Origin of the sequence: Erwinia sp. STN24 (genome assembly GCF_041320675.1) — a bacterium.
Classification (GTDB): Bacteria; Pseudomonadota; Gammaproteobacteria; order Enterobacterales; family Enterobacteriaceae; genus Erwinia; species Erwinia aeris.
In genome coordinates, this window is sequence record NZ_JBGGPM010000003.1 from 154,673 (window position 1) to 179,675 (window position 25,003).

General features: G+C 54.1%; 25 protein-coding genes. 12 read left to right on the forward strand and 13 right to left on the reverse strand.

From position 1 onward, the window contains the following. Positions 1-60 precede the first annotated feature (60 nt). From ACA373_RS13345 to ACA373_RS13360, 4 genes are all read right to left on the reverse strand, one after another. Complete coding sequence (locus tag ACA373_RS13345; RefSeq protein WP_370734639.1) at positions 61-762, reverse strand: molecular chaperone; 702 nt, start codon at positions 760-762, stop codon at positions 61-63. Between the two features lie 50 nt (positions 763-812). Further along, positions 813-1,394 carry a fimbrial protein gene (locus ACA373_RS13350; protein WP_370734640.1) on the reverse strand — a complete coding sequence of 194 codons (582 nt, stop codon included), beginning with the start codon at positions 1,392-1,394 and terminating at the stop codon, positions 813-815. Between the two features lie 94 nt (positions 1,395-1,488). After that, on the reverse strand, positions 1,489-1,896 hold the full coding sequence (locus tag ACA373_RS13355; RefSeq protein ID WP_253458423.1) for a helix-turn-helix domain-containing protein: 408 nt from the start codon (positions 1,894-1,896) through the stop codon (positions 1,489-1,491). A 658-nt stretch (positions 1,897-2,554) separates the two neighbouring features. Continuing rightward, entirely contained in the window at positions 2,555-3,631 is a 1,077-nt protein-coding gene (locus ACA373_RS13360) for a tartrate dehydrogenase (RefSeq protein ID WP_370734641.1), read from the reverse strand. Between the two features lie 82 nt (positions 3,632-3,713). Here ACA373_RS13360 and ACA373_RS13365 point away from each other — a divergent pair, with 82 nt between their 5' ends. Then, complete coding sequence (locus tag ACA373_RS13365; RefSeq protein ID WP_370734642.1) at positions 3,714-4,646, forward strand: LysR family transcriptional regulator; 933 nt, start codon at positions 3,714-3,716, stop codon at positions 4,644-4,646. A gap of 710 nt (positions 4,647-5,356) precedes the next feature. Here the strand turns inward: ACA373_RS13365 and ACA373_RS13370 are convergent. Then, complete coding sequence (locus ACA373_RS13370) at positions 5,357-5,698, reverse strand: hypothetical protein (RefSeq protein WP_253458434.1); 342 nt, start codon at positions 5,696-5,698, stop codon at positions 5,357-5,359. A gap of 194 nt (positions 5,699-5,892) precedes the next feature. Here ACA373_RS13370 and ACA373_RS13375 point away from each other — a divergent pair, with 194 nt between their 5' ends. Next, positions 5,893-6,690 (forward strand): arylamine N-acetyltransferase, encoded by a 798-nt coding sequence (locus ACA373_RS13375; protein ID WP_253458438.1) that lies wholly within the window; start codon positions 5,893-5,895, stop codon positions 6,688-6,690. Between the two features lie 69 nt (positions 6,691-6,759). On the opposite strand, the gene ACA373_RS13380 is transcribed toward ACA373_RS13375, so the two are convergent. Together ACA373_RS13380 and ACA373_RS13385 are read right to left on the reverse strand one after the other, a co-directional pair. Continuing rightward, on the reverse strand, positions 6,760-7,026 hold the full coding sequence (locus tag ACA373_RS13380) for a hypothetical protein (RefSeq protein ID WP_253458441.1): 267 nt from the start codon (positions 7,024-7,026) through the stop codon (positions 6,760-6,762). A gap of 393 nt (positions 7,027-7,419) precedes the next feature. Continuing rightward, entirely contained in the window at positions 7,420-8,892 is a 1,473-nt protein-coding gene (locus ACA373_RS13385) for a PLP-dependent aminotransferase family protein (protein ID WP_301250596.1), read from the reverse strand. Between the two features lie 109 nt (positions 8,893-9,001). Here ACA373_RS13385 and ACA373_RS13390 point away from each other — a divergent pair, with 109 nt between their 5' ends. Continuing rightward, positions 9,002-10,261 carry a 4-aminobutyrate--2-oxoglutarate transaminase gene (locus tag ACA373_RS13390; RefSeq protein WP_370734643.1) on the forward strand — a complete coding sequence of 420 codons (1,260 nt, stop codon included), beginning with the start codon at positions 9,002-9,004 and terminating at the stop codon, positions 10,259-10,261. Between the two features lie 100 nt (positions 10,262-10,361). On the opposite strand, the gene ACA373_RS13395 is transcribed toward ACA373_RS13390, so the two are convergent. Both ACA373_RS13395 and ACA373_RS13400 read right to left on the reverse strand, forming a co-directional pair. After that, a complete protein-coding gene (locus tag ACA373_RS13395) occupies positions 10,362-11,738 on the reverse strand; it encodes an APC family permease (RefSeq protein WP_370734644.1) in 1,377 nt (458 codons plus the stop codon). A 218-nt stretch (positions 11,739-11,956) separates the two neighbouring features. After that, a complete protein-coding gene (locus tag ACA373_RS13400; RefSeq protein WP_253458453.1) occupies positions 11,957-13,372 on the reverse strand; it encodes a glutamine synthetase family protein in 1,416 nt (471 codons plus the stop codon). A 218-nt stretch (positions 13,373-13,590) separates the two neighbouring features. On the opposite strand from ACA373_RS13400, the gene puuD reads away from it, so the two are divergent. The 3 genes from puuD (at position 13,591) to ACA373_RS13415 (ending at position 16,365) form a co-directional block, all read left to right on the forward strand. After that, positions 13,591-14,355 carry a gamma-glutamyl-gamma-aminobutyrate hydrolase gene (puuD, locus tag ACA373_RS13405; RefSeq protein ID WP_301250593.1) on the forward strand — a complete coding sequence of 255 codons (765 nt, stop codon included), beginning with the start codon at positions 13,591-13,593 and terminating at the stop codon, positions 14,353-14,355. Positions 14,356-14,378: 23 nt separating this feature from the next. Beyond that, on the forward strand, positions 14,379-14,936 hold the full coding sequence (gene puuR / locus ACA373_RS13410; RefSeq protein WP_253458460.1) for an HTH-type transcriptional regulator PuuR: 558 nt from the start codon (positions 14,379-14,381) through the stop codon (positions 14,934-14,936). A gap of 148 nt (positions 14,937-15,084) precedes the next feature. Next, the gene (locus ACA373_RS13415) at positions 15,085-16,365 is read left to right on the forward strand and encodes an FAD-binding oxidoreductase (protein WP_301730043.1); all 1,281 of its coding nucleotides are present in this window, start codon (positions 15,085-15,087) and stop codon (positions 16,363-16,365) included. 51 nt (positions 16,366-16,416) lie between these two features. Here ACA373_RS13415 and queF read toward each other — a convergent pair whose 3' ends face one another. Genes queF through ACA373_RS13430 form a run of 3 tightly spaced genes read right to left on the reverse strand, consistent with a single transcriptional unit; the run spans position 16,417 to position 18,743 of the window. Beyond that, entirely contained in the window at positions 16,417-17,244 is an 828-nt protein-coding gene (gene queF / locus ACA373_RS13420; RefSeq protein ID WP_301250592.1) for an NADPH-dependent 7-cyano-7-deazaguanine reductase QueF, read from the reverse strand. Next, positions 17,241-18,128, reverse strand: coding sequence for a queuosine precursor transporter (locus ACA373_RS13425; protein ID WP_253458470.1), 888 nt, complete (start codon positions 18,126-18,128; stop codon positions 17,241-17,243). The genes queF and ACA373_RS13425 overlap by 4 nt, the downstream gene beginning before the upstream one ends. An 18-nt stretch (positions 18,129-18,146) precedes the next feature. Then, complete coding sequence (locus tag ACA373_RS13430; RefSeq protein WP_253458473.1) at positions 18,147-18,743, reverse strand: helix-turn-helix transcriptional regulator; 597 nt, start codon at positions 18,741-18,743, stop codon at positions 18,147-18,149. A gap of 48 nt (positions 18,744-18,791) precedes the next feature. On the opposite strand from ACA373_RS13430, the gene ACA373_RS13435 reads away from it, so the two are divergent. Both ACA373_RS13435 and ACA373_RS13440 read left to right on the forward strand, forming a co-directional pair. After that, positions 18,792-19,109 (forward strand): hypothetical protein, encoded by a 318-nt coding sequence (locus ACA373_RS13435; protein ID WP_301250590.1) that lies wholly within the window; start codon positions 18,792-18,794, stop codon positions 19,107-19,109. A gap of 563 nt (positions 19,110-19,672) precedes the next feature. Next, the gene (locus tag ACA373_RS13440; protein ID WP_253458479.1) at positions 19,673-20,506 is read left to right on the forward strand and encodes an alpha/beta hydrolase; all 834 of its coding nucleotides are present in this window, start codon (positions 19,673-19,675) and stop codon (positions 20,504-20,506) included. Between the two features lie 128 nt (positions 20,507-20,634). Here the strand turns inward: ACA373_RS13440 and ACA373_RS13445 are convergent, their stop codons facing one another. After that, positions 20,635-21,540, reverse strand: a complete 906-nt coding sequence (locus tag ACA373_RS13445; protein WP_253458482.1) for a LysR family transcriptional regulator — start codon at positions 21,538-21,540, stop codon at positions 20,635-20,637. Positions 21,541-21,703: 163 nt separating this feature from the next. On the opposite strand from ACA373_RS13445, the gene ACA373_RS13450 reads away from it, so the two are divergent. The 4 genes from ACA373_RS13450 to ACA373_RS13465 are packed head-to-tail and all read left to right on the forward strand — an operon-like array spanning position 21,704 to position 24,946. Beyond that, positions 21,704-22,267, forward strand: coding sequence for an NAD(P)H-dependent oxidoreductase (locus ACA373_RS13450; protein WP_370734645.1), 564 nt, complete (start codon positions 21,704-21,706; stop codon positions 22,265-22,267). Positions 22,268-22,293: 26 nt separating this feature from the next. Further along, positions 22,294-23,307 carry an aldo/keto reductase gene (locus tag ACA373_RS13455; protein ID WP_370734646.1) on the forward strand — a complete coding sequence of 338 codons (1,014 nt, stop codon included), beginning with the start codon at positions 22,294-22,296 and terminating at the stop codon, positions 23,305-23,307. A gap of 51 nt (positions 23,308-23,358) precedes the next feature. Then, the gene (locus tag ACA373_RS13460; protein ID WP_301250586.1) at positions 23,359-24,102 is read left to right on the forward strand and encodes a putative quinol monooxygenase; all 744 of its coding nucleotides are present in this window, start codon (positions 23,359-23,361) and stop codon (positions 24,100-24,102) included. Positions 24,103-24,142: 40 nt separating this feature from the next. Next, a complete protein-coding gene (locus ACA373_RS13465) occupies positions 24,143-24,946 on the forward strand; it encodes a carboxymuconolactone decarboxylase family protein (RefSeq protein ID WP_253458499.1) in 804 nt (267 codons plus the stop codon). The last annotated feature ends 57 nt before the right edge of the window (positions 24,947-25,003 follow it).

Here is a 25,003-nt window from a genome sequence, read left to right on the forward strand (position 1 = left end):
TTATAAAAAACCTGATTAAGCGTCATTAATCTGTCCCGATGACGTAGAGTAGAATATCTATTAATTGACTTGCGCATCGACGCTGATAGAGGCGCCATAATCATTGATATAATTTACCTTTATTTTGTCCCCAAGGTTTGCTGCAGCAGTAAAGCTGGCTTCAGAAAAAGGCGCGATCGTATCTGCCTCGGTATTTTTATCGTTAATAACTATATTGGTCAGCGAGATATAATAAGGCGTAGGATTATTGGCTATCAGCTGCTGCCCGTTTTTTTTCCAGACAATTTTTTGTGCGGCATCGTTAGCGTTTCCTTTCAAACCGACGGGACGGAAAAAGAATTTAATGCGCGAGCGAAAGGCCATTTGCAGCAGGTTGCTGTCTTTAAGCAACGGGTTTTTAGCCGGAATTTCCAAAACGTTCAGCCAGTAGATGCTTTCCCGATCGGCCGGCAGCGGCTTCCCGGTATAGCTGATACGCAGCGTCTGGCCTTTCTCCGGCTCCACGCGGTTGATGGGCGGCGTCAGGACAAAAGGCACATGGATAGTTTCCGGTTTGGCTTTTACATCGCCGTCATCGATCCAGCTCTGGATCAGCACCGGCTTTTTTCCTTTATTGGCTAATTTTACGCTGACTTCTCTGGCGTCCGAGGGATAAATAACCCGGGTGCCGGTAATCACTACGCTGGCAGAAGCCGTGTAGCTAAACGCCAGCAATAAAGAAGCGTTTAAACCGGACAAAAATAAGCGAGAAAATTTATTCATACTAACCTTCTGTAAAAAGCAGAGAGACGGCGTCTCTCTGCGGGGAGGTTTTATTTATACTGAAGAGCGTAAACCACGCTGCTGCTAACCATACCAGGGGCGGCCTTTGCTCCTGTTATTTCTTGTGCATTGTAGCGAACGGCGTATTCTAATGTTGCGGTTCCATCTGTAGTCACGGGTTTATAAATCGCACTTTCTTTTTGATTATCACTACCAATAAAAATAGATTTATAATTATTGTTATTAGCATCTAACAGCTCCAGCGTGACGTCTGATGTTTCCGTGGCATCGCTCTTGTTTATCAGATGTCCCTTATCATTAACGGTAGTGCCATGCTGGAAGAAAGCCGATACCGTTGTCTTATTATCTGCCAGCGTACAATCCGTCAGTTGCATAATGAAATGCGTATCACCTGCGGTGGCACCCTTCGGCAGAGCAGAAGTTTGAAGCACTGGCAGGTCAACATTACCGTCTGAATTACCTGAACCGTTGACATTTACCTTACAGGTGGAGGAGGTGAGTTGGCCGTTAAAGGTAATGGTGCCCGAAGAGGCCGTAGAAACAGATTCCGCCTGGGCAGTCACGCCGGTAAAGGCGGTTGCCAGCGCAGCAGCAATCAGCAATTTTTTCATTGAACATCCTTATTTTCATCATGTTAAAATAAATCCCATCTTGTCGTTGGGATTGTTATTTTTCCCTGAGGGGAAGTATTTGCAGTGGTTTTATCTACAAATTCTTAGTATCGAAGTAGTAAATAGGCGTGACGCGCTCTTTATTAATGCAGAATCCCCTGACGTGATCCTCTTCTGTCCGGGTGATAAAATCTTCAGCAATACCAAGCGTTGAAAGTTTGTTTCTCAGGCAGTGCATGACCTGCCAGAGCCGCTGTGATGAGGAGCTCAGGCCATACTTGTCCCACACATTGGTTAATATTTCTTCATTGCCGATAACTTTACTGTCGGCATTTTCCAGCAGGTAAATAAAAAGGCGCATCATGGTTTTTCTTAATTTTATTGCGCTGGTGCCCTTTTCGTTTGCCAGTAGTTTGATATTAATGATCCGGCTCTGGTTAATATTGACCTGGATGTCGGGCTCAATCATGTAACCGTAGACTTTTGCGCTTTCCCAATCCATTACCTTTCCTCCATGAAAACCAGACAGACTTTTACAAGGCGTGTCAAACGGGAACTCTTTCCTGAGTGCGGCTATAGTAACTGTTGAGATAAATCTATCTCAACAGTTACTTTATTCTTTTATAAAGAGGGTGTTATTTGTTAATTAAAGGGTAGAATGGCTACTTAAGGTTTTTTTTGTGGTTTTTTATATCAATGCATGCAGGTGTTTAAGGTTTTTGTTTCGTCAAAAGGGGTAAGTCGATCATCAAACGGAAAATCTATTTTATCCTGATATTTTAGAATAAAATATTAGATGATTTCTGCCATTGCTGCTAATGATTCACAATCATAACGTCTTTTTTTAACACTTGTCGATTCCGGTAACTAAAAAAAATTAAATTTTTCCTTAGTTATTGTCATACGTTAGTGTCAGGCTATGGTTAAAAATTAAAAATAACGTTTTTACTAATGGTTCAGGTAAGTGAAGTAATCTGGCCTGCCAGCCAGGATTATTCTCAGGCCTGAATTAATGGTTGATATTTTATAGCTCATAGTTGGTTGGTGTTTTTAATGGGAATAGTCTCATATTTTTTTATTTTTACAATAGGCGAAAAGAATAATTTTCTACCTTCAGTAAAATAGCAAAAAGGAGAAAGGCCGCCTTTCTCCTCCCTTATTTACAGCGCGGCGGCGATAGCGGCGCCCAGATCCGCCGTTTTCCCCGTACCGCCAATGTCCGGGGTTAACCGTATTTTATCTTCACTGCTCAGCACGCGTTCTATGGCTGCTACCACCGCTTCCGCCGCCTTGCTATGGCCCAGATGCTCAAGCATCATCGCGCCGCACCAGATTTGACCTATCGGATTGGCGATGCCTTGACCAGCGATGTCCGGTGCAGAGCCATGTACGGGTTCGAATAAGCTGGGAAAGGTACGTTCAGGATTAATGTTAGCGGAAGGCGCAATACCGATGGTTCCGGTGCAGGCCGGCCCCAAATCGGAAAGAATATCGCCGAACAGATTGCTGGCGACAACCACATCGAACCTGTCCGGATGCAGGACAAAGTGCGCCGTCAGAATATCAATATGGTATTTATCCACCGCCAGGTCGGGATAATGCTCGTGCATCGCCGCTACGCGACTGTCCCACCACGGCATGGTGATGGCAATGCCGTTGGATTTGGTGGCGGAAGTCAGATGGCGGGCCGGACGCTTTTGCGCCAGCTCAAAGGCGAACTTTAAAATGCGGTCCACGCCGGTACGGGTCATTACCGTTTCCTGAATAACAATTTCTCTCTCCGTATTGGGAAACATCGTTCCGCCAACGCTGGAGTATTCACCTTCGGTATTCTCACGCACTACGTAGAAATCGATGTCACCAGGCTGGCGATCGGCCAGCGGGGATTTGATGCCGGCCAGCAGCCTCACCGGACGCAAATTAACATACTGATCGAACTGGCGGCGGAACTGGAGCAGCGAGCCCCACAGCGAGACGTGATCCGGCACGATTTCGGGCCAGCCGACGGCGCCAAAGTAGATAGCGTCAAACGGCTTAAGTAAGGCAAACCAGTCGTCCGGCAGCATTTTACCGTGCTGCTGATAATAGTCCGCGCTGGCAAAATCAAACCAGACCCACTCCAGCACGATGCCGAATTTCTCTGCGGCGGCGCTGATAACCTTTACGCCTTCCGGCATCACCTCTTTGCCGATCCCGTCACCGGGGATCACGGCAATTTTGTAGTTTGCTACGGACATTGCGCTTCTCCTGGAAAGTTAGCTTTTCGCCCTGAGTCTATTGCAGCATTATGGTTAAATAATTAGCCTGGAATTCAATGCAATGTTAACTAAAGGTAAAGAGTTGGCGACAACCAGCGAGGATCTGCGCTTTTTTACCCACGTAGCCAGACTGACCAGCCTGACGGAGGTCGCCCGGGAACTGGGATTAAGCCTGCCGGCCGTCAGTAAACGACTGACGCAGTTGGAAGAGAAGCTGGGCGTACAGCTGGTCAGACGAACTACCCGACGCCTGGAGCTGACGCCGGAAGGCCTGCTTTACGCCGAAGGCGCGGAGCCGATCCTCAGCCAGCTGGCGCAGCTGGAAGAGGAGCTGGGCGGCGAAAGCGCTATGCTACACGGCACCTTACATATCAACGCATCCTTTGGTTTTGGACGTCGTTACGTTGCGCCTCTGGTTTCAGATTTTGCCGCGCAACATCCGGCGTTAACGCTTAATTTACAGCTATCCAGCCAGCCGCTGAACTTCCTTAATGCAGGTATAGATGTGGATATCCGCGTGGGCAGCGTGCCGGATTCCCGTTTGATTGCACGCCGTATAGCGGCTAATTATCGCGTGGTATGCGCCTCGCCGGACTATCTGGCCCGTTATGCTGTACCACAGCACGTTGAAGATCTGGCGCAGCATAACTGTATTGTGCTGCGCCAGCATGAGTCGGATGCCGCTATCTGGCGATTCAGCAAGGCGGGTAAAGAGCATCGGCAGAAAGTACAGGGAAGCCTGACCACAAATGATGGTGAGGTTGCCATGCGCCTGGCGCTGGATGGCCATGGTCTGATCCTGCGCTCGTGGTGGGATGCACGCGAAGCGATCCTGGCCGGCAAGTTGGTTCAGGTGCTCACTTCATATCAGCTGCCTTCAGCGGATATCTATGCGGTTTATGCTCATAGCCGACAGACGCCAAAAAGGATCCGTTGTTTTACCGACTATCTGCATGAGCGTTTCGAAGCGCTATTTACAGACGAGAAGAAATAAAAGGGGTTGCGCGCTCATGATGTTCCTGGCAGCAGAAGTAGCAGGCTTTTACGCGGTTGCCAAACCGGGCTTTGGCCACGGTTAATGCCTGGAGAGGGGCATAGCAGCTGCCGATAAACGCCAGCTTATTTTTCCCGGGCATTTTCTGGCAGCCTCGGCGGTGTAACAGATGAAAATCCATTTGTTCTGGTCGTTGGGTCACATAATAGTATTCAGCTTGCATTTTCCCTTTCACTCTTGGCAGGCGATAGCAGATGACTTTATGATAATTTTAATAAGATTATTTTAACGCGGAACTATCGGAAAAGGTGCCGTCCCGTTGATTTACAGATAAATGCGTATAAGGCAAGTTAAGTGGCGTTAATTAATGGGCGCGGCGGGCACTTTTTTTTCTTATTAATAGCAGGTTCAGAGGTTACATGGTGTGTACAGATTTACAGAAAATCTTAATAAACGTGATTTATATTGGTAGTAAAAATATGCGCGTTTACCGAAACTGTGGGTAGTCGTTCCGCTGCAAAAAAGATGCAAATAAGAAGACACATTGCAGCGCCTTCAGATCCGTAACAAGCTGAGTCGATTGGCTGAATATGTAACAGCGCTCTGTTACCCGTTTGCCCTTACTCCCTGAACGTAGTGAAAGATGCTGTAACAAAGTTAATCCATAACCTGAGTGACAAACGGCCCGTCAGCGGCAGGCCGCCGGCCCTTTAGTCGGTTTTTTTCGGCAGCATGACGCTTAAACAGTCGTCGATGCTTTGGCGAGTTCGGTTTTTATCCTGCTCGCTGAGCTGCCGGTAACGCTGAATTGCGCCCTGTGCCGAATGCTTGTCGAAAGCTACTTTGTCCACCGCGTAGGAAGCGTTTTCGTTGGTAATCACCTCGCGCAATTTGTCAGGGAAATCTGCCGAGTCTGGCGTGTCATGCATATCCTTGATCGCCACGCAGGCGGCGGCATAATAGTGCGGATCCTGCTCCGGAGGGAGGAAGGTCAGATAAAGCCCGCCGACGATAGCCAGCAAAGCTACAATGGCGATAGTTTTGCGTTTCATACAGGTTGTTTTTACTGAAGTGGTGGCGGCGAGCTTAACGTTTCCGGCGCCTTTTCGCCAGGTTAACGCCTTTGCCGTTACAGGCAGACAAAAGAAAGAGGATTGAACGTTTTCCATCAACCCGGCGGCCTGCGAAAATAGCCGGCAGCGGCAAAACTGCTAACATGGTGGTTTAACATCATGAACGAGTTGCTATGAACAACTATCACTACTTTTCCCGCTTTGCGGCGCTGGCTGGTTTTTCCGCGTCGCCGTCTGCTGATTTCGCCACCCTTAGTGCACTACATCAGCGCTGGCCTGCTCTTATTCCCTTCGAAAACATAGAGGTTTTGCTGGGCAGGCCGGTCAGTATCGACGTAGAGAAGATTGCCGACAAGCTGCTGAGCAAACAGCGGGGAGGCTACTGCTTTGAGCATAATCTGCTGTTGCGACAAATCCTTGAAGAAATTGGCTTCAGGGTTACGCCGCACCTTGCACGCGTGCTGTGGGGACAGGATAAGCCGGACGCGACGCCGCAAACGCATATGCTGTTAACCGTGGCGCTCGACGGCGTGCGGTATCTGGCGGATGTCGGTTTTGGCGGCGTCAGCCTGACCGCGCCTTTACGGCTGGAGGCGGGCGAACAGCAGGGTTACCGTCTTGAGCGGTTCAGCCAGGAAGAGTGGCTGCTGTCGATGAAAAGCGGCGGCAGCTGGCGGTTGATGTATCGGTTTGCCGATGGCGCCTGCGAACAGGCGGATATTCTTGTCGCCAGCCACTTTGTTGCCACGTATGACGAGTCGCTGTTTCGCCATAATTTGATGATGGCGAAAATAATAAACGGGCAGCAAACCAATCTGTTCAACCGGCATCTTACCGTCTACGGAGAGGAGAAAAGGCAGCAGGAGGCCGCGTCCTTTACCGACTTTCGCGCGTTAATCCTCTCCTTTTTCACGGCGGACAACGTGTTGAGCGAGACGGAAATACGGGCAATTTACGAAAAAGTTGGCTGAAATCATATAGAGGCATAAAAGCATGAAGGCAGACCGGTGGCCTGCCTTATTCAGATCCTTCACGCAAAACTACGCGGCAGACGAGCTGTCGGCTGGGGTAGTTAATCCGGTCAGGATATTCGACAGGAAGGAAAGCTTCGCATAGGTGCGAGACAATCCTATAGCCTGATGCGTCAGTTTTTTGATGCTCCAGCTATCCGTCGTGGTAGAAATAGCATCAACGGTGGTTTGCAGTTTGGTTGAGACATTTTCCATAGCCGAGTTCAGGCCGGTGATAACGTCAGTCAGACCAGCGCCGCTAACCATTTGTACTTCATTATGGCTGATTTCTCTCATTACTTTCTCCTTGTATATAAGGTTAATACAGCGGAGTTAATATATTTATCTCTGCCGCTTGCGTAAAGGGCGAAAATTCCTGAACAGAATATATTCGCACGAATAGCCTGGATATAAAGGGCGCATCCCTGTCAGTGCTTTCTTATTAATGAATTTAACAGGAGTTTATTGCGCACTACAGGTGGTAAATATTGGAATGATTAATAACGGGGTGAGTTTGAATGGTGAGTATTATTTATTTGTGATTTAAATTATTTATTATCTATATATTTATTCCTTTTAAATAAATTACCGAAAAATGGCCGGAAGTCATTGACCATGCGCTGCCTGTCGCTCTCTTTTACCCTGCACCGGGCGGGCGTTTTTTCAGGCGGAAAAGCTTACCGACACCGATCATTTTGCTAACAGCGGCAGCAGGGCGTGGACGACAGGCATAAAGGTTTCCGTCATTGCTTCCGCCTCTACGCAGGCGTAGCCGAGGATCAGGCCGCGTCTTTTCGCCTCGCCCCTGTAGTAAACCGAAAGCGGGCGAGTCCAGATCCCCTGTTGCTCCAGCACGTAAGCGAGGGCGACGTCGTCAATTTCCGGCGGCAGCGCAAGGATCAGATGCAGGCCGGCATGGCTGTCCTGGCCGATAAATTCCGCGCCCAGTTCCCGGCGGATCGTCCCGACCAGCGCCTCGCGTCGCTGGCCGTAAAGCTGTCGCATACGGCGTACGTGCGCCGCATAGTGGCCTTCACGAATAAATTCCGCCAGCGCCAGCTGGGTCAGGCCGTAGCCGCCCCGGTAAAGTTCGGAATGGGCCACTTTCAGACGGGCCGTCAGCGAGTCGGGCACCACCATATAGCTGGTGCGCAGCCCCGGATAGAGCGTTTTGCTGAAGGTGCCCAGATAGATGACGTTTTCATCCTGCGCCAGCCCCTGTAGCGCCGGTACCGGGCTTTCACCAAAGCGAAACTCGCTGTCGTAATCGTCCTCGATGATAATGCTGCCCCAGGCCTGCGCCTGGCGGAGCAGCGCCTGACGACGCGCCAGGCCCATCACGGCGCCGGTCGGATATTGATGGGAAGGCGTTACGCAAATCAGCCGTGGCGGCGCGACGCCTGCGGGCAGCGTCATGCCTTCGTCGTCTACCGCAATCGGCACTGTTTCCAGGCCGTTGATTTCCAGCACGCTGCGATGGCCCCAGTAGCCCGGCTCTTCTACCCAGACCCGATCGCCGGGATTGCAGAGCATTTTCGCCAGCAGATCCAGCGACTGATGCGTCCCGGAAGCGATCAGGATCTGCTCCGGCGTGCATTTAACCGAACGCGCCACGCGCAGGTAATCCGCCAGCGCATGTTGCAGCGGCGCGTAGCCGCCATGCTGCGAGTAACTCAACGTTTCTACCGGCAGCCGCAGGTTCAGGCGGCGCGTGATTTTATGCCAGGTTTTATGCGGAAAATGCCGTACGTCCGGCACGCCGGGCATAAAGGCTCCCCACTGACGCTGGCTGGCGCCGGCGCGGTTCAGCAGCTGCTCGCCCCGGCGGGAAAGCGCGATCTGCCCTGATGGCACGTCGGCGGAAACGATCCGTTCCACCGCCGAAAGATCGCTTTCCGGCAGACTGGCGCTGACAAAGGTGCCGCTGCCCGCGCGGGTGGTTAGATAGCCTTCCGACTGTAGCTGCTCATAAGCGGCCATCACCGTATTGCGCGATACGCCTAGTTCGGCGGCCAGATCGCGCGAGGCGGGCAGGCGAGTACCGGGCGCAAGCATCCCTTTCTGAATGGATTGCTGTAAGGCGTCGTAAAGACGCTTGCCCAGCGTGCCTGCGGCCGTCTGTCCAAGCCGGCAGGCGACCAGATCACCGACGAGTGTGCGCAAAGTGGCTCCCTAAAATAGTCAAAACTGGCTCTGGATAATAGCACCCCATCAGCGCTAAAAATCAAGGTAATTCAGGTACAACCCGGCTTCCCGTAACGAGGAGTAAAACATGAACGATTCCATCCGTCAGCGCCGTCTGGACGCCACACCGCGCGGTGTGGGCGTAATGTGCGATTTTCTGGTCGAGCAGGCTGAAAACGCCACGCTTATCGATACGCAGGGGCGCGAATACATCGACTTCGCGGCGGGGATCGCCGTGCTGAATACCGGGCACCGTCATCCGAAAGTGATCGCTGCCGTGCAGCAGCAGCTGACCCGTTTTACCCATACGGCTTTCCAGGTTATTCCTTATGAAAATTATATCTCGCTGGCGGAGCGCCTGAACGAACTGGCGCCGATAGCGGGCAAAGCGAAAACCACTTTTTTCACCACGGGCGCGGAGGCGGTGGAAAACGCGGTGAAAATCGCTCGCGCCGCGACCGGGCGTCCCGGCGTCATTACCTTTACCGGCGCGTTTCATGGCCGCACCATGATGACGATGGCGCTGACCGGCAAGGTCGCGCCCTATAAAACCGGCTTTGGCCCTTTTCCCGGCTCGGTGTTCCACGCCCGCTATCCCAACGAGCTGCACGGCGTCAGCGTGGAGGATGCGCTGAAAAGCCTGGACGATATTTTCCATTGCGATATCGCGCCGCAGGAAGTCGCCGCCATTATCTTTGAGCCGATTCAGGGCGAGGGCGGTTTCAACGTCGCGCCGCCGGAATTTGTCAGCGCGCTGCGCCGCCTGTGCGACGAGCATGGCATTCTGCTGGTGGCGGATGAGATCCAGACGGGCTTTGCGCGTACCGGTAAGGTGTTCGCCAGCGAATACTACCCGGATGCGAAACCGGATCTGCTGACAATGGCGAAAAGCCTGGGCGGCGGTTTCCCGATTTCCGGCGTGGTTGGCCGCGCCGAAGTGATGGACGCGCCGGGTCCTGGCGGGCTGGGCGGTACCTACGCCGGCAACCCGGTGGCGGTGGCGGCGGCCCACGCGGTGCTGGATATCATCGAGGAAGAGCGGCTCTGCCAGCGTGCCGACAGGCTCGGCGCGGCCCTGAGCGAAGCCCTCATCGGCACCCGCCATCCAGCCATCGCTCAGGTACGCGGACGCGGCTCGATGATTGCAGTGGAATTCAATCATCCTGAAACCGGCGCGCCGGACAGCGCTTTTGCCCGCGATATTCAGCAGCGAGCGCTGGCGCAGAACCTGATCCTGCTCACCTGCGGCGTGCACGGTAACGTGATCCGTTTCCTTTATCCGCTGACCATTCCGGACGAGCAGTTCAGCCGCTCGCTAACCATTCTGACCTCGATCCTGAAAGCTTAAGACATTCCCGGCTGCGTCACGCGGCCGGGCATATTTCGACAGACCTTTCATCTACTGACGCCCAAAGCGGGCTGCATCACGCGGCCATAAATGTTCTGCCTTATTTCCCGCCCGTTTCCGCTCGCAGCTTGTTAAACTGCGGCGGCGGCTGGCGAAAACGGCGGGTCAGCCAGGCCAGATAAAGCACGCCGAGCACTGCCCAAATCAGCCCCATCGTCAGCGATGTCGCCTCCAGGTTGATCCACAGTACCGCGACCGTGGCGGCGCCCACCATCGGCAACACCAGATAATGCAGCTTCTCCTTCCAGGTGCGATTGCGGCCTTCGCGGCGGTAAAAGTGGTTAAATACGGCGAGATTCACAAAGGTAAAGGCCACCAGCGCGCCGAAATTAATCAGCGCCGTCGCCGTTACCAGGTCGAAATACTGGGCGGAAAGCGCCACGATGCCGACCATAATCACGTTAAGCGCGGGCGTGCGCCATTTGGGATGCACGTAGCCGAACACCCTGGCCGGAAAGACGTTATCCCGACCCATCACGTACAGCAGACGGGAAACGCTGGCATGAGACGCCAGGCCGGAAGCCAGCGTATTGATAAAAGTGGTGCAGAGGAAAATCGACTGAAACAGCTTGCCGCCCACGTAGAGTGCGATTTCCGGCAGCGCCGCGTCGGGATTTTTAAAGCGGCTGATATCGGGGAAAAAGAGCTGCATAAAGAACGAGGCGGCAATAAAAATCAGTCCGCCGTAGAGCGCGGTCAGAAAGATGGCGCGCGGAATGGTTTTCCCGGCGTTGTGCGTCTCTTCGGAGAGCGTGGTAACGGCGTCAAAACCGAGAAACGAAAAGCAGACGATGGTCGCGCCGGTCATAATCGGCAGCAGGTGCGCGTTCTGGCTGATAAAAGGCTGTAGCGACCAGACCGTGCCGACGCCTTCACCGCGATACAGACCGTGGATCACCAGAAAAATAAATACGCTGATAATCGCGACCTGAACCAGCACAAACAGCGTATTGAAGTTCGCCACCAGGCTGACGCTTTTCAGGTTGGCGGCGGTCATGATCGCCACAAAACCCACTACCCATATCCAGGGCGGCACTTCCGGAAACAGGACCGAAAGGTAAATCTTCGCCAGCAGCACGTTGATCATCGGCAGGAACAGATAGTCCAGCAGCGACGACCAGCCGACCAGAAAGCCGACGTGAGGATTGATCGCCTTCTGCGCATAGGTATAGGCGGAACCGGCTTCGGGAAACTGGCGCACCAGCTTGCCGTAGCTGACGGCGGTAAATAATACGCCGGCGAGCGCCAGCAGATAGGAAGCGGGAACGTGGCCGTTGCTGATACCGGAAACGATACCGAAGGTATCGAACACCGTCATCGGCGTCAGGTAGGCCAGCCCCATCATCACAATCTGCCAGAGCTTAAGGGATTTTCTCAGCCCCGGTTTGGCCGGGCTTTCTTCAGTGACGGCAGCCATTAGCAGCCCCCTTGCGGCGGCGCTGAGAGAACAGCCGTGGGCGGCTTAAGGGTATACGGGACGGGCAGATGCACCATTTCCGAACCTCATGATGTAGGGCGTTCCGCCGCCGCTTTTTTTCCTTCGGCGACAGGCGGTACGGGCCGGAAAACCGGCAGAGAGCGCGCTCGTTTCCAGACGGGGCGCATGGGCGAGGCTCTTCCTGAGGCCGGATGCCATCAGGCGTTTTTCAGCATCCAGTCAATTTCCGTATCTGTGATCAACCGCTCAAACTGCGTTAGCTCGTTGCTTTTGCAGGCGTGCCAGACGTGGCTGAAACGTTCGCCGAGCTGAGCACAGAGCGCCTCGTGCTGGGCGAATTCCCACAGCGCATCGCTCTGACGAATAGGGAATGGCAGCCCGTCCTGCTCCAGCCCGTTGCCCTCGACCTTCGGCGGCAGCGGCAAATCGTTATCCAGACCGTGCAGGATCCCGGCAAAAATGGCCGCCATTACCAGATAAGGGTTGGCATCCGCGCCCGCGACCCGATATTCCACGCGATGATTATCGCGATCGCCACAGGGAATGCGCAGGGCGACGGTGCGGTTATTGTGGCCCCAGGAAGCCTGCGTCGGCACATACATGCCTGCCTGAAAACGGCGATAGGAGTTGATATTAGGTGCCAGCAGCGCCATGGAGGCGGGCATCATCTCGATCATCCCGGCCAGCGAGCGTTGCAGAAGGGGGGAATCGTTGCCGTGCCGGTCGGCCAGCACGTTCTCGCCCTGGTCGTTCAGCATACTGATATGAATATGCATGCCGCTGCCGGCGTATTCCTCGTAGGGCTTGGCCATAAACGTGGCGTGCATATGATGTTTTTCCGCCACCAGCCGGATCAGGCGCTTCAGCGCCAGCGCATGGTCGCACGCCTCCAGCGCGTTGCGGGTATGGTGCAGGTTAACTTCGAACTGGCCTGGCGACGCCTCCGCCAGCGCGCCGTCCGCCGGGATCTTTTGCAGCTGCGCCAGCTCGTCGATATCGTTTAACACGTCGGCAAAGTGGTTGAGATTATCCACGGAGTAGACCTGGCTTTGCATATTGCGATCCTGGGTGCCGGGCGCGCAGGGCGGCTGAAGATAGCCTTCGGCGTCACGCTGCCGATCCAGTAAATAGAACTCCAGCTCTACCGCTACCACGGGATGCAGTCCACGCTGCTGTAGCTGCTGCCACAGGCGGTTAAGGACATTTCGCGGCTCAACGTCAAAGGGAGCGCCATCTTCGTCCAGCATCGTCAACAGCAGCTGGCCGATGGTCTGTGGATCGGCGGCGGAGGGCGTCAGCGTCCCGGCGATGGGCACACAGATGCGGTCGGGTTCGCCGGATGCCTGGCCCAGGCCCGCCGCCTCCACCACGTTGCCCAGAATATCCATCGCGAAAACGGAGGCGGGGAAATAGCAGCCTTTCTCCAGCTTACGCAGCGCCGCCACCGGGATGCGCTTGCCCCGGAAACAGCCGTTAAGATCGGTCAGCATCACATCGACGTAATGGGTATCCGGATAGCGGCTCAGATAGGCTTCGACCTCTCTGGCGAAGGCGCTGCTCCGTCTCTCTTCCGGCTGCTTAAAGTTTTCCACTGCTACAAGGTTAGTTTCCATGATTCACCGCTGTTGGCTTGGTAGGGGATAACAGGATCGCATTCATGTTGTTAAATATAATGCACACAAAAACAATCTGGACGGAAACAAATTGTTTGTCAAATGTTGCATTTGATTTAAAAAAGGGTTATCAAAATACCAGTCAGCGGAAATATTGCGCATTTCAGGTAATTTCAGACGCTTTTGTAAAAAATTCAGTCCGAAACAAGAGGTGAAGCATGGTCGATATATTTTACAGGCCGATTGTCGGGGTGGTGATGTGCAGCAACCCCGTCAAAGGCCAACAAAGTCATACCTTGCAAGATAAGTACCTGAATGCGGTTCTGGACGCGGGCGGTTTACCCATCGCCTTGCCGCACGCGCTGGCAGAGCCGGAATTGCTGGCAGGCGTGATGCCGCTGCTGGACGGCGTGTTGCTGCCGGGCAGCCCCAGTAATATGCAGCCGCACCATTATGGTGAAAACGGCGATGAGCCTGCCGCCGATCCCGGGCGAGATCTTCTGAGCATCGCGCTGATTGCGCAGGCGCTCGAAAGGCGCATCCCCATTTTTGCCATCTGTCGCGGTTTGCAGGAGCTGGTGGTCGCAACGGGCGGTACCCTCTACCGTCGCCTCTGCGACCATCCGCAGTTTCTTGAGCATCGTGAGGACCCGGATCTGCCAATAGATCAGCAATATGCGCCCTCGCATGAGATCAAAATCCAGCCGGACGGATTAATTTCGCAATTGATACCCGGAAGCAAAACATTCTGGGTAAACTCGTTGCACGGGCAGGGCGCAAAAACCCTTGGCCCGCGGCTTCGCGTGGAGGCGTACTCCCAGGACGGGCTGCCGGAGGCGGTCAGCGTGCTCGATCATCCCTACGCGCTGGGCGTACAGTGGCACCCGGAATGGAAAAGCAGCGAATATGCGCTGTCGCGCCTGTTGCTTGAAGGCTTTATCACGGCATGTCAGCAGCATCACGCTGAAAAGCAGCAGCTCTGACTCACATTGAAGGAAATGCGTTTATGAACAATGACGGCCTGGCACCAGGCAAGCGTTTGTCCGGGATCCGCCAGCAACTGGGTCTGTCACAGCGCCGGGTTGCCGAACTGTCTGGATTAACACACAGCGCCATCAGCACCATTGAACAGGACAAGGTCAGCCCGGCCATCAGCACGCTGCAAAAGCTGCTAAAAGTTTACGGGCTGTCGCTGTCCGAATTTTTTGCGGAGCCGGAGATCCCGGACGAGCCTCAGGTGGTGATTAATCCTGACGAGCTGATTGAGATCGGCAGTCAGGGCGTCTCCATGAAGCTTATCCATAACGGCGCGCCGAACCGCACGCTGGCGATGATGATTGAAACTTATCAGCCAGGCACCACCACAGGAGAGCGCATCAAGCATCAGGGGGAAGAGATAGGCACCTTGCTGGAAGGGGAAGTCGTGCTGAAATTCAACGGTCAGAGCTATCATCTGGTGGCGCAGCAAAGCTACGCCATTAACACCGGCATTCCGCACAGCTTCAGCAACACCTCGGCAAAAATTTGCCGCATTATCAGCGCCCATACGCCTACCACCTTCTGATGCCTGACGGCCGCTGCCGCGCGGGCCTGTGAACCACGACGGCGCATTCCCGCGCCTTTTGACGCCATACAGAGCGGCAACGGGCGCGGGTCGCGCCGCAAATATTCACCGAACCGATATCCGTCTGGATCTCTCTGGAGCCGTAAGCATGACTGAACATACGCAAAGCTACTATGCCGCCAGCGCCAACGCCTACACGCCGTTTCCGCCGCTGGAGGAGCCGATCTCCTGCGACGTTTGCATCATTGGTGCAGGCTACACCGGGCTGTCTTCGGCGCTGCATCTGGCGGAAAACGGCTACCAGGTCGTGGTGCTGGAAGCGGCGAAGGTCGGTTTCGGTGCCAGCGGGCGCAACGGCGGTCAGGTGGTCAACTCCTACAGCCGCGACGTGGACGTGATTGAAAAAAGCTACGGCAAAGATGCCGCCAGAATGCTGGGCAGCATGATGTTTGAAGGCGGCGATATTATTCGCGAGCGCATTAAACGTTACGGCATCGCCTGCGACTATCAGCAGGGCGGCCTTTTCGTGGCGCTGAACGCCCGTCAGTTCGCCACGCTGGAGGAGCAGAAGCAGAACTGGGAACGCTACGGCAACGACCAGCTGGAGCTGCTGGACGCCGGGCAGATCCGCCAGGAGATCGACAGCGATCGCTACGTCGGCGCGCTGCTGGACAAGCGCGGCGGCCATCTGCATCCGCTAAATCTGGCGATTGGCGAAGCGCAGGCGATAGTCCTGAACGGCGGCCAGATTTTCGAGCAGTCGCCGGTGGTGGAGATTCAGCATGGCAGCCCGGCCGTGGTAAAAACGGCGAAAGGCCAGGTTACGGCGCGCTATGTTATCGTCGCGGGCAACGCCTATCTCGGCAGCAAACTGGAGCCGTCGCTGTCGAAACGCAGTATGCCGTGCGGCACGCAGGTGTTGACCACGGAGCCGCTTGGCGCAGAGCTGGCCGCGTCGCTGCTCGCCTCCAACTACTGCGTGGAGGACTGCAACTACCTGCTGGACTACTTCCGGCTGACGGCCGACCATCGCCTGCTGTACGGCGGCGGCGTGGTCTATGGCGCGCGGGATCCTGAGGATATCGATCGGCTGATCGTGCCGAAGCTGCTGAAAACCTTCCCGCAGCTGAAAGGGGTAAAAATCGACTACCGCTGGACAGGCAACTTCCTGCTTACGCTCTCAAGGATGCCGCAGTTCGGCCGCCTGGAAAACAACATCTACTATATGCAGGGTGATAGCGGGCACGGCGTTACCTGTACCCATCTGGCCGGTCGGCTGATTTCGGAAGTGCTGCGCGGCGACGCCGAACGTTTCGACGCCTTTGCCCGCTTGCCGCACTATCCGTTCCCCGGCGGCCGCAATATGCGTATTCCGCTTACGGCGATGGGCGCGGCTTATTACAGCATCCGCGACAGGCTGGGCGTGTAGAGAGACAGCCATTTTGCAGCGTAATAAACAGGAACGGGCGCCTGGCGGGCATTACTGACGGACGAGGCGGCCCGTGGTCGGCTGCGCTTCAAAATCGCTTCTGAACGGATTGATATCCAGCCCGCCCCGGCGGGTGTAGCGGCCGAACACGCTTAGCTTTTCCGGGCGGCAATAGTGTTTGATATCGTTAAAGATGCGCTCAATGCACTGCTCGTGGAACTCGTTGTGCATCCTGAACGAAATCAGATAGCGCAGCAGTTTTTCCCGCTCGATCCGCTTGCCTTCATAATGGATGACCACGCTGCCCCAGTCGGGCTGATTGGTCACCAGACAGTTAGACTTAAGCAGGTTTGAGGAGAGCGTTTCGGCCACAAAATCGCCGGAGGCGGCATCCTGCAGATGCTGCGGAGAAAAATCGTAGTCCTCCACGGCGATATCAAGATGGTCAATGCATTCGCCGGGCAGCGCTGCGGTAAAAGCGGCGTAGCCGTTTAAATCGGGATAGAGCTTGACCTTCACGCTGCCGTCGGCCGCCCGCGACAGATCGTTTTCCAGCGTGGTGGCGACCTCTTCCGGCGCGGCGAAGCGCGTCTGATTAAAGCTGTTCAGGTAAAGCTTAAAAGATTTTGATTCGATCAGATGCTGGCTGGTGGCCGGGATCCAGAATTCGGCGATAGCCACCACGGGTTTGCCCTTAGCGTTGAGCCAGGAAAGCTCGAAGCCCGTCCACAGGTCGAAGCCGGAAAAGGGCAGCTCCGCCGACGTCAGGCCGATTTCCTGGCGACCGCGCGACCGCGGCAGCGCCTCCAGCAGCTCCGGCGCATAATGCTGAACATAGCCGGTGCTTTTGCCCAGCAGCGTAATTTCCTCTGTTTTCATACTACTTCCTCTGCACGATTAACCTGTTTTTCTTTATTGATATAGCGTCTGAACAGTTCACGGGTAGCGTAAATAGGGCCAACGCCCAGCAGCGCATAGCCCAGCTTGATAATGAACTGCGAAATAATCATGGTTTTAATCGTCGCCATGCTGAGCACGTTGTGAAAAGCCAGCGTACAGAAAATCACGCTATCAAGAGCCGAAGCGATAACGTTGCTGGTCAGCACGCGCACAAAAAGAAAGCGCGAATTGGTCAGCTCTTTTATTTTGCACAGGATCAGCGAGTTAATATTTTCCGACACCAGATACGCGGCCGAAGAGGCAAACAGTACGGAGACAATGCTGTTAACAAAGGTGGCGTAGGAGATATTCAGCTCCCACTCTTTCAGACCGGGTAAAAGGCTGGTCAGCCACAGGCCCGCCACAAACAGCGTATTAGAAATAAATGAAATAAATATCGTTCTTCTTGCCATTCTCAGGCCGTAAAACTCGTTGATAATATCCACCAGGATAAACGAGAGCGGATAGAAAAAAATGGCGGGCGGCACCACGAAATTCACCACGGGGATCAGCACGGGTTTCACGCCGCTCACGGTGCTGAGCGTATAAATAACCGTCAGCGCAATGCTGATGATCAGATAGGCGTACCAGGAGCGTTCATGCCTGTCGCCAATATCGTAAGAGGTCACGGTGCTGTTATCGCCATAAAGGCGACGATAAAGCGATTTCAGTTCATGCCGGTTAAAATCATCCGTGATTTCGCTGCTTTCCAGCTCGGGCAGGCCGATGCTGATATGCTTGCCGGTCGCCAGCACCATGACGTTGGCCGTAATCACATCCGAGCGGGTAAAGCCCAACAGCTTGTATTTCTTGTTTTGTTCCATGCAGAACAGTCCTTAGGGTTATTGGATTCTTTCTTCGATAATGGCGCCCAGCAGGGAAGCTTCCTCAGCGCCGGAGTGGATATCACTGACAAATAGCGCCTGAGTCGGGGAGGAAAACAGCGCCAGCTGCTTCTCCTGTGGCGGCGTATGGCGTTTGATAATAAGCACATCGCCAGGAAAAAACAGGTTGCCCAGATTTCTTTCAACCTGTAGCGCGACCGTGTTAGCGACCTCGCCAAAAAACCAGGTAACGGGATAGTGCGCCACCAGCTGGCCCACTCTTTTGTCCGCGCAGCGTAAAAATGCCGATTGAGGAATAACCGGCACGGCAGCCGGGTTTTTATCGCCGTCGGGCGACAGCGTATTTTCGATCAGTTCGATAGATTGCAGATCGTGATTTTCAATAATCTCGCACGACACGCCAAAGAAATCCGCGATTCGCGTAATGGTCGAGCGCTGTACGTTATTGACTTTGCCATCCAGGATTTTATACAGCGTCGCGCGGGTGACGCCGGTACGGTTGGCGAAAGAGACTTTTGTCTCGCCCCGGCTTTTAATAATATAATCTATATTGTTGATTATATTGTTTTTTCTCTGCAATGCCGATGTTTTCATGATAAGCGTCCGGTTGCTGTCATCTGCCGCATTTTATAAGCAAATTTAATGTTATTCAATAAATGTGAAGCAGGGAGTAGACAGGTCAGACCTGGTTTTGTCTGCTTTTTTGCTGTTGCATTAAGTGTTAATTTAAATAAAATCAATCATTTATACTTTTATGGCTGGTTTGGTATTCATTTTAGTGGAAGTTTTGTCTCTTTTTTTGTTGACTTCATTAAGGGTGTAAGATTAAGTTATCTGTACAAAGCAGCACATAATAAAAATATCTCCAGTATTCTTGCCAACGCCAGGGAATCCAGTTCACCGTGCGAACCTGATGCTTACCCATCAGGTTCGCCAGAGTTGTTACGCTTAAAGGCGTAGATCCAGCTACACAATAACCTCTGTCTTTCGCGCCCCTTCTGTTGCGAAGCATGAACCATGCCAAAAAAATAACCAGGGTATGGCTGCTGAACGCAGATTGTCGACCGCCGCATTTTTCACAAATCCTTATCGTCCCAGGGCTTCTCATATAAAAATTTAATTTTTTCCGGTTTGGTAAAATTAAACCCCATTACGCCTGGTATTTTTCGTATTACGTTTGCTGCAAAAAGTGTGGGTATTAAACCCGCCGTTAATTAATGCGCGTTTCGCGCGGAGATCCGACACCAGAAATAGCTTGCCGGGACGGCTCTTATTTGTAATTAATAATCATTCTCATTATAGTGGCGTTTTCCGCTTGTCGGCTATCACGCAGCCGGGCCTGCATTTTTGAGGAGAAACCGACAGACGCGACTTTTCCTCATCGCCTGCCTGTCTGGGTTTTTATTGAGAGCATGTAGATGAATATTAAGTTATTTTTCACCCGAAATGCGCGCGCGGCTTGCCGGCTGGGCGCGCTTTTTTTTACCTGTTTTTATACGACAGGCGCCTGGTGTCAGCCCGATATGCGGCCGTCTGGCCCGAATATTGCGGATAAGGGATCGGCTTTTTATCACTTTCGCGTCAGCACGCTTGATTCCGCCGATGGACAGCGACATTACAAAATATGGACGGGCATTCCCAATAAGAAAGCGCCGCCTGCCGGCTTTCCCGTGATGTATCTGCTCGACGGCAACGCCGTAATGGACAGGCTGTCGGAAGGGCTGCTGCAAACGCTGTCGGCGCAAAACCCGCCGGTGATTGTCGCCGTTGGCTATCAGACGACGCTGCCTTTTGACCTGGCCGCCAGAACCTATGATTACACGCCGCCGGACGGCGAAAAAAGCGCCCGGCCCGGAGGAAGAAAGGGCGGCGGCGACGCTATTTTTCGCCGTCTGCTTGAGGAAAAAATTGCGCCGCAGGCCGAAAGAGGGTTAAAGATAAACTCCGCCGGGCGTGGCCTCTGGGGCCATTCCTTAGGCGGGGTCTTTACGCTGAACGCCTGGCTCTCCTCGTCGTTCTTTCATTTTTACTATCCGACCAGCCCAACGCTGAACCGGCAGTACGACGGCGTGCTGGCTAAGTTGGCGAAGGTCGAAGCGTCGCGCTTCTGCGCGAAGTCGCTCTATGTCAGTGAAGGCGACGGCCAGCCGGGAAACAATCCGCATGCGCCGGCGGCGGAAGTGCAGGACAGGGTTCGCGCCACGCTGGCATCGCTGCGCCAGGCCGGTTTATCTGCCGCCTACTGGTCGTGGCCTGAACTTTCGCACGGTCAGACCTTTGATGCCGGTTTCCGGCAGGCCTTACGCCATCTGGCGCAGCATGGCGAAGAGCGGGGCGCGTGCCGACAGGCTGAATAGAGATAAAAGGCGTGCGCGGCGCAGGGATAAGCCATGCACGCGGGCGTCTTCCGCCAGCGAGCATGTGCTTGCCGCGCCGTAGCGCGGGTTTTACGGTTACTTTACCCCGCTAAAGACCGGTGTTTTTGTCAGCTATACCCAGGCCGGTTCTCCAGCAGAAAATCAATCAGCGCCTTTACTCTTTTCGTTTTACCTGCGCTTTTTGCGTAATAGAGATAAACCGGCGGATAGGTCTTCCAGAAAGCTTCCATCACCGGCAGAAACCTCTCTTTATCCGGCTGCAGCTGCAAAACCGGCTCGAACAGCCTGCCGATACCCAGCCCGCTGCGGATGCCGTCAGCCATCACGTCGATGTCGTTGCTGATAAGCTGGCCCGGCATATCCACGGTCAGCTGTTCGCCGTTGTGCTCCAGCATCAGCGGCAGGAGGCGGTGAGCGGTAATAAATCGGTAGCCGATAAGCTGGTGCTGCGGCAGATCGGCTGGCGTTGTCGGCGTACCGAACGCCTTCAGGTAGGCTGCCGAAGCGTACAGCCCTTCACGAAAGGGCTTCATCAACTGGCGCGCCACCACGCCGCCCTCAAGGATATCGCCAAAACGGATCCCCACATCGACCCGCTCATCAACAAGATGCACGGTGCCGTCGTACACGGACACTTCCAGCCGGATGCCCGGATAACGCTGGCAAAATGCCGCCATCACCGGTTTGAGGATCAGCAGATAAGCGAAGCGGGAAAGCGTGATCCTGACCAGCCCGGAAGGCGCCTGCTGCTGACCCCGGATATTTTCCAGCGAGTTTTCCAGCGATTCCACCGCGGATAAGGTTTGCTCTAACAGCTGCCGTCCGGCATCCGTTAACTCAATACGCCGGGTGGTGCGCACGAAAAGAGGATGGCCGATATGCTGCTCAAGCAGCTTAAGCGCCTTGCTGACCGAGGGCGGCGTGATTTCCAGTTTCCTGGCGGCGGCCGAAATAGAGCCTTCACGAGCGATGCTCTGAAAAATGCGGATCTGGTTGTATATCACGTTATTCATTACGTCGTCCTGATGCAGCCACGCCGCTGATTATTAGCCACAGGCTAATTATCCATAAGCCGATACTGTCCTAATTCTATCAGGATCGCGAGCCTATACTTTCCTTCGGCAACCTCCCGCCGGGTAAATCAGGGAAAATGAGAAAGGAGATTAACGGCTAAAAATGAATATAGTTATTATTTCCGGACACCCGGATCTGACGAAGTCAATCGGTAACGCAACCATCCTGAACGAGGTGGCTAAGGCGCTGCCAGATGCGGAAATCCGTCGTCTGGATGCCTGTTATCCGGGCTATCAAATTGACGTGCGGGCTGAGCAGGAGGCGTTGTTAAAAGCCGAGGCGATCGTCTGGCAGTTTCCGTTTTCCTGGTATTCGCTGCCGGGGATCATGAAAGTCTGGCTGGACGAGGTTTTTGTTCACGGGTTTGCACATGGTTCAACGGCAAAACTCGGCGGCAAAAAACTTATCCTTTCCTTTACCACCGGTGCAGCACAGGCGCTTTATTCTGCTGAAGGTGCATTCGGGCATAGCCTTGATGATTATCTTATTCAGTTTGAAACGACGGCCAGGCTGTGCAATCTGGAGATGCAAACACCCGTGTACACCTGTGGCATAAGTTACGCGGAGCGGGATGAAAACATCGCGCAGCAGAAAATGTTGGCCAAGGATCACGCCGCACGGCTCATTGCGCAGTTAAAAGCGTTAGCGTCGAAACCGGCGCTTTAGATCCTGTTAATAAAGGAGAAAAGGTAATGGACTATACGCAACTGGGGAAAAGCGACTTAACGGTTTCCCGTCTCTGTCTGGGCTGCATGGGATTTGGCGATGCGGCGACGGGCCAGCACAGCTGGACGCTGGCTGAAGCGGAAAGCCGTGAGATCATCCGTTACGGCCTGGAGCAGGGCGTGACTTTTTTCGATACGGCGATAGCCTATCAAAACGGTTCAAGCGAGCGCTATCTCGGCCGGGCGCTGCGGGATATGGCGAAGCGCGATGAGGTGGTGGTCGCCACCAAATTTCTGCCGCGCACGCCACAACAAATAGCCAGCGGCGTTACCGGCAAACAGGCTATTGCTCGATCGCTTAACCAAAGCCTGCAAAACCTGGGCATGGAACATATCGATCTCTATATCTGTCACGCCTGGGATCACCATACGCCAATACTTGAGGTGCTTGAGACGCTGCATCAGGCCGTTCAGGCGGGCAAAATCCGTGCTATCGGCATTTCTAACTGCTTCGCGTGGCAGCTGGCTAAAGCGAATGCGCTGGCCGAGCGGGAAGGTCTGACCGGTTTTGTTTCCGTACAGAGCCATTACAACCTGATTATGCGCGAGGACGAGCGCGAATTAGTCGGCTTATGCGCTGAAGATAATATTGCGATGACCCCTTACAGCGCGCTGGCCAGCGGTCGTCTTGCCCGGCTGGATAATCCGCCAACGCGGCGTGCCGCTGAAGATGCGTATGCGAAAGGAAAATACGATAAAACGGCGGCGCAGGACCGCATTATTATTGAACGCGTAGCGGAGCTTGCCCGTCGGTATCAGGTTTCCATGACCGAAATTTCACTCGCCTGGCTGTTAACTAAAGTCACCGCGCCGGTCGTCGGCGCCACCAAAAAGCAGCATCTCGACGGCGCGGTAAAAGCCGTGAAGTTGCAGCTCAGTCAGGAAGATATTCACTTTCTGGAGGCGTGCTATCAGCCGCACGCTCTGGTGGGGATGATGGCGCAAAAAACGCCTCAGACAGAGGATCGAAAGAAGGTATGAGCGCGTTAAGCATTGTCCTGCCCTGATAGCAAAGAAAGGAGACGGTAAATCATGATGAAAAGGCTCCTCGCGGCACAAATCCTGGCGGTAACGCTGTATCTGCCGATCGACAGCCCGGCGTTTGCCACTGACGCAACAGCGGCGAATAAACCGGCTATGAGTCTTGTCGAGCTGGAAGTTAAAGCGGGAAAAAGCGATCGCTACCGTGACATCATCAAAATGACCAGCCGTTCCGCTATAGAAAACGAGCCGGGAACCTTAGCGCTGTACGCTTTCAGGCATCAGGACAACCCTTATCTGACCTACAGAGTAGAAGTATATGCAGATGATGAAGCGTACAAAAAGCATTTAGCGTCCAGAGCGTATCAGGCTTTTATTCAGCAGGCGCCTGAGGTGGTCGCTAAGGAGAGAAAAACAGAACTTGTTCCGCAGTTCCTGGGCGATAAGCGCATCGTTCAGGATGAAAAAACAATCGATAACCTGGTGATTGTCGATGTGAAACCCGAGCATCAGCAGGCGTTTAAAAATATCGTGCTGCCGGAAATGGCGGAATCTTTAAAAGTTGAAGAGGGCGTCCTGGCAATGTATGCCGCGACGGATGCGCAAAATACCCGCCGCTGGTACTTCTACGAAATCTACGCCAGCGCCGCTGCGTATCAGCAACACCGGGCAACGCCGCACTTCAGAGCGTATATAGCGCAAACGGCACAAATGTCCGCCAGGAAAGAATCTGTCCCTGTCACGCCCGTCCTGCTCACAAACAAGGGCGGTATAAGGCCGGATAAAACACGTTAAGAATGCTGTCTTGCGTTTAATGGATCCTTGAGGCTAAACGATGAAAAAAGTGCTTGCCGCCGCCGCGATATCGCTGGTCCTTGCCGATGTCGCTTTTGCTGAAGAGAAAAGAGGTGAATTTATGTTGAAGGTTACTCCATCCGCCCTGTCGGTCGCGGATATCGAGTCGGTTTCTCCCGCGCTGGCCCGCTTTGGGCGTGAGGCTATAACGGACGATCTGTGGAAACGCGACGCGCTGTCGCTGCGGGATCGTAGCATCGTGACGGTGGCTATTCTTATCGCCAGAAATCAGCCTGCCGAGCTTGGCCATTACGTCGGCGTGGCGCTGGATAGCGGCGTTACGCCAGCGGAAGTATCAGAAATTATCACGCATCTCGCTTTCTATTCCGGCTGGCCAAATGCCATGGCCGCGATTGCCGCGACTAAAAGTGTGTTTCACGAGCGCGGCGTCAGCGCCGAACAGCTAGCCGAAGCCTCTCCGGCGCTGTTGCCGCTTAATCAGGAGGTGGAAAAACAGCGGGCGGAAACGGTGGAAAAAAACGTGGGGCCTGTTTCTCCCGGTCTGGTTAAGTTTACGGCCGAGCCTCTTTTTCTCGATCTGTGGCAGCGACCCGCGCTGGCGCCAAGGGATCGTAGCCTGGTCACCGTCAGCGCGCTGATTGCCTCGGGGCAGAGCGCGCAGATTGGTTATCACCTTAACCGCGCGATGGACAATGGCTTAACGGCTGAGGAGGCGGGTGAGATTGTAACCCAGGCAGCCTTCTACGCCGGCTGGCCAAATGCGTTTTCCGCCGCGCCAGTTGTAGGCGAAGTGCTGCGCGCTCGCGCGGCGAAAGAAGGCTAAACAGCCATCAGCACAACATGCCCGGCGTTTTTGCGCCGGCTCTTTATGCTTCATTCT

Bases quoted from the DNA above. Each gene is read 5' to 3' on its own strand.
- ACA373_RS13400 (WP_253458453.1), bottom strand. From the start codon at position 13,372: ATGGAAACTAACCTTGTAGCAGTGGAAAACTTTAAGCAGCCGGAAGAG.
- ACA373_RS13345 (WP_370734639.1), bottom strand. From the start codon at position 762: ATGAATAAATTTTCTCGCTTATTTTTGTCCGGTTTAAACGCTTCTTTA.
- ACA373_RS13370 (WP_253458434.1), bottom strand. From the start codon at position 5,698: ATGAAACGCAAAACTATCGCCATTGTAGCTTTGCTGGCTATCGTCGGC.
- ACA373_RS13380 (WP_253458441.1), bottom strand. From the start codon at position 7,026: ATGAGAGAAATCAGCCATAATGAAGTACAAATGGTTAGCGGCGCTGGT.
- ACA373_RS13445 (WP_253458482.1), bottom strand. From the start codon at position 21,540: ATGAATAACGTGATATACAACCAGATCCGCATTTTTCAGAGCATCGCT.
- ACA373_RS13465 (WP_253458499.1), top strand. From the start codon at position 24,143: ATGAAAAAAGTGCTTGCCGCCGCCGCGATATCGCTGGTCCTTGCCGAT.
- ACA373_RS13425 (WP_253458470.1), bottom strand. From the start codon at position 18,128: ATGGAACAAAACAAGAAATACAAGCTGTTGGGCTTTACCCGCTCGGAT.
- puuR (WP_253458460.1), top strand. From the start codon at position 14,379: ATGAACAATGACGGCCTGGCACCAGGCAAGCGTTTGTCCGGGATCCGC.
- ACA373_RS13450 (WP_370734645.1), top strand. From the start codon at position 21,704: ATGAATATAGTTATTATTTCCGGACACCCGGATCTGACGAAGTCAATC.
- ACA373_RS13350 (WP_370734640.1), bottom strand. From the start codon at position 1,394: ATGAAAAAATTGCTGATTGCTGCTGCGCTGGCAACCGCCTTTACCGGC.
- ACA373_RS13375 (WP_253458438.1), top strand. From the start codon at position 5,893: ATGAACAACTATCACTACTTTTCCCGCTTTGCGGCGCTGGCTGGTTTT.
- ACA373_RS13360 (WP_370734641.1), bottom strand. From the start codon at position 3,631: ATGTCCGTAGCAAACTACAAAATTGCCGTGATCCCCGGTGACGGGATC.
- ACA373_RS13440 (WP_253458479.1), top strand. From the start codon at position 19,673: ATGCGGCCGTCTGGCCCGAATATTGCGGATAAGGGATCGGCTTTTTAT.
- ACA373_RS13395 (WP_370734644.1), bottom strand. From the start codon at position 11,738: ATGGCTGCCGTCACTGAAGAAAGCCCGGCCAAACCGGGGCTGAGAAAA.
- ACA373_RS13365 (WP_370734642.1), top strand. From the start codon at position 3,714: ATGTTAACTAAAGGTAAAGAGTTGGCGACAACCAGCGAGGATCTGCGC.
- ACA373_RS13355 (WP_253458423.1), bottom strand. From the start codon at position 1,896: ATGGATTGGGAAAGCGCAAAAGTCTACGGTTACATGATTGAGCCCGAC.
- ACA373_RS13430 (WP_253458473.1), bottom strand. From the start codon at position 18,743: ATGAAAACATCGGCATTGCAGAGAAAAAACAATATAATCAACAATATA.
- ACA373_RS13455 (WP_370734646.1), top strand. From the start codon at position 22,294: ATGGACTATACGCAACTGGGGAAAAGCGACTTAACGGTTTCCCGTCTC.
- queF (WP_301250592.1), bottom strand. From the start codon at position 17,244: ATGAAAACAGAGGAAATTACGCTGCTGGGCAAAAGCACCGGCTATGTT.
- ACA373_RS13390 (WP_370734643.1), top strand. From the start codon at position 9,002: ATGAACGATTCCATCCGTCAGCGCCGTCTGGACGCCACACCGCGCGGT.
- ACA373_RS13460 (WP_301250586.1), top strand. From the start codon at position 23,359: ATGATGAAAAGGCTCCTCGCGGCACAAATCCTGGCGGTAACGCTGTAT.
- ACA373_RS13415 (WP_301730043.1), top strand. From the start codon at position 15,085: ATGACTGAACATACGCAAAGCTACTATGCCGCCAGCGCCAACGCCTAC.
- ACA373_RS13435 (WP_301250590.1), top strand. From the start codon at position 18,792: ATGTTATTCAATAAATGTGAAGCAGGGAGTAGACAGGTCAGACCTGGT.
- puuD (WP_301250593.1), top strand. From the start codon at position 13,591: ATGGTCGATATATTTTACAGGCCGATTGTCGGGGTGGTGATGTGCAGC.